General features: G+C 69.2%; 6 protein-coding genes. 3 read left to right on the top strand and 3 right to left on the bottom strand.

What is annotated here, in order from left to right; genetic code table 11:
• Window positions 1–5 precede the first annotated feature (5 nt).
• Complete coding sequence (locus Aple_RS55720) at window positions 6–629, bottom strand: DUF5941 domain-containing protein (RefSeq protein WP_155348331.1); 624 nt, start codon at window positions 627–629, stop codon at window positions 6–8.
• A complete protein-coding gene (locus Aple_RS55725; protein WP_155348332.1) occupies window positions 626–2,074 on the bottom strand; it encodes a CDP-alcohol phosphatidyltransferase family protein in 1,449 nt (482 codons plus the stop codon). The genes Aple_RS55720 and Aple_RS55725 overlap by 4 nt, the downstream gene beginning before the upstream one ends.
• Window positions 2,075–2,193: 119 nt before the next feature.
• Here Aple_RS55725 and Aple_RS31430 point away from each other — a divergent pair, with 119 nt between their 5' ends.
• Window positions 2,194–3,576 (top strand): bifunctional cytidylyltransferase/SDR family oxidoreductase, encoded by a 1,383-nt coding sequence (locus Aple_RS31430; protein WP_246264909.1) that lies wholly within the window; start codon window positions 2,194–2,196, stop codon window positions 3,574–3,576.
• 78 nt (window positions 3,577–3,654) lie between these two features.
• A complete protein-coding gene (locus tag Aple_RS31435) occupies window positions 3,655–5,313 on the top strand; it encodes a CDP-glycerol glycerophosphotransferase family protein (RefSeq protein ID WP_246264910.1) in 1,659 nt (552 codons plus the stop codon).
• Here the strand turns inward: Aple_RS31435 and Aple_RS31440 are convergent.
• Entirely contained in the window at window positions 5,264–6,265 is a 1,002-nt protein-coding gene (locus Aple_RS31440) for a glycosyltransferase family 2 protein (protein WP_155348335.1), read from the bottom strand. The two genes, Aple_RS31435 and Aple_RS31440, sit on opposite strands and share 50 nt — an antisense overlap.
• A 115-nt stretch (window positions 6,266–6,380) precedes the next feature.
• Between Aple_RS31440 and Aple_RS31445 the strand changes: the two genes are divergently transcribed.
• The gene (locus Aple_RS31445) at window positions 6,381–7,799 is read left to right on the top strand and encodes an LCP family protein (protein WP_507768207.1); all 1,419 of its coding nucleotides are present in this window, start codon (window positions 6,381–6,383) and stop codon (window positions 7,797–7,799) included.
• The last annotated feature ends 147 nt before the right edge of the window (window positions 7,800–7,946 follow it).

Genomic DNA, 7,946 nt, shown 5'->3' on the forward strand with positions numbered 1-7,946 from the left:
CGGGATCAGTCGTGCGCGCCCAGATCCGCCGCTTCCACCCCGGATCGGGGGGCGGCCAGCCAGCAGGTGAGGCTCTCCCAGCCGAACAACGCCCAAAGATACAGGGCCAGCAGGATGAACATCGCCGTGCTCGCGCCCAGCAGGCCGCCCGCGGCCACCGCGATCATCCGGCCTTCCCAGCCGAGCCCGGCGGTGGCCAGCCAGTCCGGCGGGTAGACGTGCTGGCGGATGCGGTACACGCCGTCGTAGTGGTGGAAGGTGATCGCGCCGAGCAGAATCATGATCACGATGGCGGGCACGCCGTGGGCGAAGCCGACGCTGGCGATGAAGCCGTATTCGATGATGCGCAGGAGCACCGGGACCAGCCAGTCCAGGCGGCCGTCGTGGCGGTGCGAGGAACCGGGGCCGGCCAGCAGCAGGGCGACCACGGGGGCGAAGACGGCCAGGCCGTCGGTGGCGGCGATGCCGACCAGCAGGAGCACGCCGGTGATGAAGAAGGCCGCGATGGCCGGGGGCAGCGGGGGCAGCTGCCCGGCGACCATCGCGCCCATGCCGCGGGAAAGCAGGCCGTCGTCGCGGTAGGCCGTCACCGAGCTGGGCGGGATGCGGGCCATGTGCACGCTGGTCACGACAACGACCTCGCGATCCGTCCGGTGAGGGTGTAGAGGGCGGCGACCGCGCCCCAGCCGAGCAGGGCCAGGAACGTGACGCGGGCGTTGAACAGGCCCGCGGTGATGGCGATGAGCGCCATGCGTTCCCCGATCGGGAGGACGATGATCTTCTTGAGCCAGCGGGTCACGCTGTCGCCTTCCAGCTTTCCGGCGAGTTGCACGATGGCGTTCTCGCGCTGCACGGCGGCGGTGTTCCTGGCCGAATCCGTGGCCAGGGCGAGCGAGCGGTGGGGCCGGGCCCAGGAGACGCCTACCTTGGCGGCGTCGGTGACCGCTCCGGCGTACGAGAAGTCGATCATGTGGCGGACGGCCTGGAGCATCATCGCGCCGACCGCGAGCGCCCAGATGCCGCCGGGTCCGGTGCCGGTCATCGACGCGCCCGCCGCGTAGCCGAGGGCCAGGCCGACGTAGACGAGGTATTCCTTGACCCGGTCGAAGGTGGCGTCCAGCCAGGCGCCCAGCGGGGAGAACCGGCGGGTGTAGCGGGCCAGCTGGCCGTCCACGCAGTCGAGCACGAACGACAGGTAGAGGGCTGCCGACCCGGCGAGCTGGGACTGCCGGTCACCGGCGGAGAACCAGATGGCGGCGATCGCGGCCAGGCCCACCGAGATGCCGGTGACGGCGTTGGGGGTGAGCCCGAGCCGGTCGGCGATCTTGACCAGGTGGCGGGACCAGGAGCTGACGCAGTAGGTGGCGAAGAAGCCGTCGTCCTGTTTGATCGCCGCGTCCAGCCGGGCCCGGTCCTCGTCCACCTCGGCCAGGCGGAGCAGGGAGATGTCCGCGGCGGCCTGGTCGGGGGCTCGATCGCAGTGCAGCGCGCCCAGGCGAGCCGCCCGTACGGGCATGCCGGAGCGGACCAGGCCCGCGAGCAGCAGATCGGCGGCCTCCCTCTCGTCCGCCGCGCCCAGCTTGCCGGCCTGGGCCAGGTCGGCCAGCTCCTCGGCGACCACCGCCAGGGCTTTCAGCTGGTCGGCGCCGACCTGGAGCACGCCACGGAAGGAGGCGTTGGCGGAGTCCACCTGGTGGAAGGAGTTCCCGGCGGCGGCAACCCGGCCGTGCTCAGCCCGGACCGGGGTGCACAACATGCTCGCCAGGCCGGTGCCGATCAGCGCGCCGGCGCTCCGGGACGGGTGTTCCAGCAGCGCGGCCAGGGCCTCGGTGTGCGCGACCACCTCGCCGGAGAACACGGCCACCGGGGTGGAGGACGCCCGGGCGACCTTGGCCACCTGGCGGAGCTCCTCGGCCAGGCCCTGCTCACCGGACAGCACGTAAAGGTCCCCTACGGGCAGGGCCGCCAGCTGTTCGGTGAGGCGGTCGATCAGGGTGGTGTCGGCGTTCGCCAGCCAGGCCGAGCCGGGCGTCGCCAGCACCACCGCGACGGTGTCCGGCCGCTGCTCCCCCATGTAGACCGCCTTCGCTCGGAGACCGCCGTACCTCGCAAAGTAATCGAGTGATCACTGATGAGCAATCACCCGCAAGGGTATGGTGCTCGTCGGGGAGGATCATGATGATGGATGCACGTTTGCCGACCGTTGGTGTGGTGCTGGCCGGGGGCATCGGTCAGCGGGTGGGTCTGAGCACGCCGAAGCAGCTGTTGAAGATCGCCGGGAAGAGCATCCTGGAGCACACGATCGCGGCCTTCGACAGCCATCCGGACATCGACGAGGTCGTCGTGCTGATGACTCCCGGGTTCACCGACGAGGTGGCCGCCCTGGTGGCCAAGAACCGGTTCACGAAGGTGAGCCAGATCCTGGACGGGGGCGCGAGCCGGACCGAGTCCACCTGGATCGCGTTGCGGGCGCTCGGCGACCGGGAGTGCGACGTGCTGCTGCACGACGCGGTGCGCCCGCTGGTGGAGCCGCGCATCATCGCCGACTGCGTGAAGTCCTTGGGCGAGCACCAGGCGGTGGACGTGGCCATCCCGTCCTCCGACACGGTGATGGTCGTGGTGCCGGGGCCGGGCGGCGACTTCATCAGGGACATCCCGGACCGGTCGCGGCTGCGGCGCGGGCAGACGCCGCAGTGTTTCCGGCTCTCGGTGATCAGGGACGCGTACGCCCGGGCACTGGCCGATCCCGACTTCGACAAGCAGCCCGCCACCGACGACTGCGGCGTGCTGCTGCGTTACCGCCCGGACGTGCCGATCTTCATCGTGGCGGGCAACGAGCACAACATGAAGGTCACCCACCCGGTCGACGTCTTCATCGCCGACAAGCTCTTCCAGCTCGCCGCCGCCACGGCGCCCGTTCCCGTCTCGTACGCCGACGAGCTCGACGGCCGCACCCTGGTCGTGTTCGGCGGCTCGTACGGCATCGGCGCCGACATCGTGGACCTCGCCAAGGAGCACGGCGCCACCGTCTACTCCTTCTCCCGCACCGAGACCGGCACCCGGATCCAGGACGAGGCCGCGGTCGCCGAAGCGCTGGCCCGGGCGTACGCGGAGACCGGCAGGATCGACTACGTGGTCAACACCGCCGCCGTGCTGCACATGGGCAAGCTCGGCGATGCCGAGCACCGCACCATCGAGGAGACGATCGGGGTCAATTACCTGGGCCCGGTCAACATCGCCAGGGCGTCCTTCAAGTACCTGGCGAAGACCCGCGGCCACCTGCTGCTCTACACCTCCAGCTCCTACACCCGGGGCCGGGCCGACTACAGCCTCTACTCCTCGGCCAAGGCCGCCGTCGTCAACCTCACCCAGGCGCTGGCCGACGAATGGGCCGAGCACGGCATCCGGGTCAACTGCGTCAACCCCGAACGTACGGCGACGCCGATGCGGTTGCGCGCCTTCGGCGAGGAGCCGCCGACCAGCCTGCTGGCGCCCAAAGATGTGGCCCGGACCAGCGTAGAAGTGCTGATCTCTCACCTGACCGGACAAGTGGTCGATGTGCGCCTCATTGGGTAAGCACCCCACATGGGGGGATCATTCCGGAGCGTCAATGCCCTGGTCACGACCGTACTTCTGGGGTCTTATCCGGTTTTAGTGGTAGCGGCGCTGTGTCCGCTGCCGTGGGTGTTCGCCGCGTTCGCGGTGCTGTCGTACGCGGCGGAGGCGACGCTGCCGAAGCCGATCGCGAACCGGCTGAGCCTGGTGCATCTGGGGGCGACCGTACGCTTCCTCACCCGGGAGATGGCGGTCGTGCTGCTGCTGGCGCGGACGGTCGGACCGCAGTCGCGGTGGTTCGCGCTGCTGGCCGGGGGGCTGTTCCTCTTTCACGGCATGCGGGCCGCCCAGACCGGGCTCGCGCTGTATCTCAAGCACTGTCACAGCAAGAAGCCGGTCGACAGCCGCAACCTGGGGGTGAACTTCCCCGCCGCGCCACCGGAGACGCTGCTCAGCTGGCATGGGGTGCGGCTGCTGTACGTGGACGTGCTGCCGGTCGGGCTGACGGCTCTCGGCGCGCTGGCCGGGGTGGACTGGCTCGGGGCGCTGGGGGTCGGCGCCGCGCTGCTGCTGATGGCGGGTGCCGTACTGGCCCTGGCCTGGCATGTGCGGCGGGCCGCGCCGCTGGCCGACCGGCGGCGGGTGATCTGGGCGGTGGACCAGCGGGTCCGCGAATACCGGCCCGAGGTGCTGCTCTACTTCTCCGGGCCCGCCAACGCCATCTACCAGGCGTCGATGTGGCTCCCCGTGCTGGAGAACATCGACCGCCGGGCGATGATCGTCCTGCGGGAGCGCCCGCTGATGCGCGTGCTCGGGCCGACCACGCTGCCCGTGCTCTGCATCCCCTCCGCCGTGGAGCTGATGAACTTCCGCGGCCTGGACACGGCCAGGGTGGCCCTGTTCGCCTCCAATGTGGGCAACAACATCCACATGCTCCGCCGGCCCGGCCTGGTCAGCGTTTTCATCGGGCACGGCGACAGCGACAAGGAGGCGTCCTTCAATCCGTTCACGAAGGTGTACGACGAGGTCTGGGTGGCCGGGCAGGCCGGTCGCGACCGTTACCAGCGGGCGGCCGTGGGGGTGCGGGACGCCTCGATCGTCGAAGTCGGGCGGCCTCAGCTGGCGGGAATTTCACGCTCGCGGCCCGGACATCCGTATCGGACTGTTCTGTACGCCCCGACGTGGGAGGGCTGGACCGACGACCTGCATCACACCTCGGTGGCCGCGCTGGGGCCGGAGCTCGTCCAGGCGCTGATGGACAACTCGGTGCATCTCATCTACAAGCCGCATCCGCTCACCGGGCATCGCTGTCCCGCCACCCGTGCGGCGCATCAGCGCATCCTGGCCATGATCGCCAAAGCCGGACGGCAGTCGAGTCGGGTGGCCACCGATGACCTCTACGCCTGCTTCAACCAGGCCGACCTGCTGGTCGGTGACATCTCCAGCGTGGTCGCCGACTTCCTGGTCAGCGGCAAGCCCTACGTGGTGAGCAACGTCGCGGGGCTGCCGGATTTCCGGGAGCGCTACCCGACCGCGCGGGCGGCCTACCTGCTCGGCCAGGATTTGAACGAACTGCCGGAGATCCTCGCCCAACTGGACAAGGACGAGGACGCGCTGGCGGAGGAGCGGCGGGACCTGCGCAATTACCTGCTGGGGGACGGGGATCCGATGGCGCGGTTCAATCTGGCCGTGGAGAACGCCTGCCGGGTCAATGAAAGAGATCCTGCAGGTTCGTCCCGGCCGGGCGCGGCTTGCTGAGGCGGGGAGGGCTGGTGAGGAAGCCGGTGCCCCACGATAAGTGCATGGTGGCGTACACGAGCGGGAGCCGCACCAGCGCGGCGGTGGGCAGGCCGCGGCCGGTCAGCAGCGCGCCGGCCAGGATCGCCACCAGGTAGAGGGCGGGGATCAGCACGGCCGGCCAGAACAGCGGCGAGAGCGCCAGGCCGAACACGATGCCCAGCACGGCGAGCGGGGGCGCCAGGTAGCGGAAGTTGATCGTGCCCTGGTGGGTGCGGGCCACCACCCGCCGCCAGCGGCCGTAGTGGAAATACTGCTTGCCCAGCGCGCGGGCGTTCGGCCGGGGCCGGTAGGAGACCCGCATCTTCGGCTGGAACCACACCAGCCCGCCCGTCTCGCGGATGCGGTGGTTCATCTCCCAGTCCTGGGCGCGCTGGAAGTGCTCGTCGTAGCCGCCGACGCGCTCCAGCGCCTCCCGGCGGAACACGCCGAGGTAGACGGTGTCGGCCGGGCCGCCCTCGCCGCCCACGTGGAAGGCCGCGTTGCCGACGCCGATCTTCGAGGTCATCGCGCGGGCGACCGCCTGCTCGAACGGGGTGATCCCCTCGGCGGCCATGATCCCGCCGACGTTGTCCGCGCCGGTCTCCTGGAGGGTCTCGACCGCCGTGCGAATGTAATCCTTGGGCAGCATGGCGTGCCCGTCGACCCGGGCGACGATCGGGTTGCTCGACATGGCGAGGGCCGCGTTGAGCGCGTTCGGCGTTCGCCCGGTGGGGTTGGCGACCACTGAGACCCGGGGTTCGGCGGCCGCGATCGCCTCCGCCACCTCCTGGGTGCGATCACGCGAGGGGCCCACGGCCAGCACGACCTCGATCGCGCCGTCGTAATCCTGATCCAGAACCTGCTGCACGGCTTCGCGCAGGTGCCGCTCCTCGTTGAGGACCGGCATGATGACGGAGATCGAAGGGCTCATGACACTCGTTAGGGGCGCGTCGGGGAAGGGGTTCACGGCTGCGCTCACGCTACTGTACGAAGGGGCGTAGACGGCAACCTCAAGGGGGGACCGCGTGGAGGACTCGGGTGTTCACGTGGGCGGCGACGCCTACGGCGGGGTCCGAGTCACCGCACCTCGCACGCGCCGTGCGCGAACCAGCCTGCGCTCGCTGGCGATCACTGGATCGTTGTCCGGGCTGGTGCTCGTGGGGTCGGGGTTCGCGTGGGCCATTCCTGGATATCTGAGTGCGCAGATCTCGTCGGTGGACGCGGGGACGGCTGGGTCGTCGTCGCGGTCCGCGATGAACATCCTGCTCGTCGGGGTGGACAAGCGTGATGACCTCACCCGGAAGGAGCAGAACCTGCTGCATCTGGGGCGGCAGGACGGGCAACGCACGGACACCATGATGGTGATCCATCTGTCTGAGGATCATCGGAAGGTCACCGTGGTGTCGCTGCCTCGGGATACCTGGCTGGATATTCCGGGCAAGGGCGAGCATAAGATCAATTCTGCGTACCAGTTCGGCGGGCCCAAACTCGCGGTGCAGACCGTGCAGCAGGCGACCGGGCTGCGGATCAACCACTACATCGCCGTCAACGTGCTCGGCTTCATCGACGTCGTCGAAGCGCTGGGCGGGATCACCGTCTGCACGCCTGTCGCCATCGACGATAACAAGACCAAGCTCAAGCTGGCCGCCGGCACTCACCAGTTGAACGGCGTCAACGCCCTGCACTATGCCCGCACCCGCGCCACCGGGCGAGCCGACCTCGACCGCATTGACCGCCAGCAGCAGGTCATCTCGGCGCTGCTTGCTAAGGCGATCAGCGGCGATACTCTGACGAATCCGGCCAAGTTCGGGGCGCTGGTGAACTCCACGCTGCGCACGCTTACCGTTGATGACGCGCTCTCCGAGGATTTCCTTGGCCTGGCCACGCAACTCAAGGATGTCTCCACCGACAATGTGTCCTTCGTGACCGTTCCCCTTGCCGATGTCAACTACCGCACCGGGACTGGGGAATCTGCTGTCCTTTGGGATAAAGCGGCGGCTCGGGATCTATTTCATCGCATCAACACCGATCAGCCGCTGGTCCCGCCCGTCAAGCCTTCGAAGTCCCCCACGGCTACCCCGTCGCCCACCGCCGCGACGATCGCGCCCAACCGCATCGCGATCCGCGTCCGCAACGGCACCTTGATCACCGGCCTGGGGGCGCGGACCAAGTCGGCCCTGCTCGCGGCGGGCTTCCTCGTCCCCAGCGTGCCCGGCGACACCGCCACCCGCACCTACAAGAACACGATCATCCGCTACGGCCCGACGCGTGCCGACTCCGTCCGGACTGTCGCCGCCGCTTTCCCTGGCGCGGAACTCCGCCAGGTGGATATCGACGGCATCGAGGTGATCCTCGGCGCGAAAAACCACACGGTCCGCAAGCCTGTGACATCCACGCCCAAACCAACGCCGACCACCGCATCGACGCCTACTACCAAGACGGCGACGCAGAACATCTGTAAATAGGCCCTCGCGGCGTCGTGTTGCGGGGACGGGCGGAGCCCGAGGGGAGTCACGGGGGGACGGGCGGAGCCCGAGGGAAATCAATGGGCTGGGCGGGTGGGAGAACCACCTGCCGTCATAGTTGTTCGTCTCCGGCGACCACAGCGATGA

The organism is Acrocarpospora pleiomorpha (assembly GCF_009687885.1).
In the GTDB taxonomy this organism is placed as follows: domain Bacteria; phylum Actinomycetota; class Actinomycetes; order Streptosporangiales; family Streptosporangiaceae; genus Acrocarpospora; species Acrocarpospora pleiomorpha.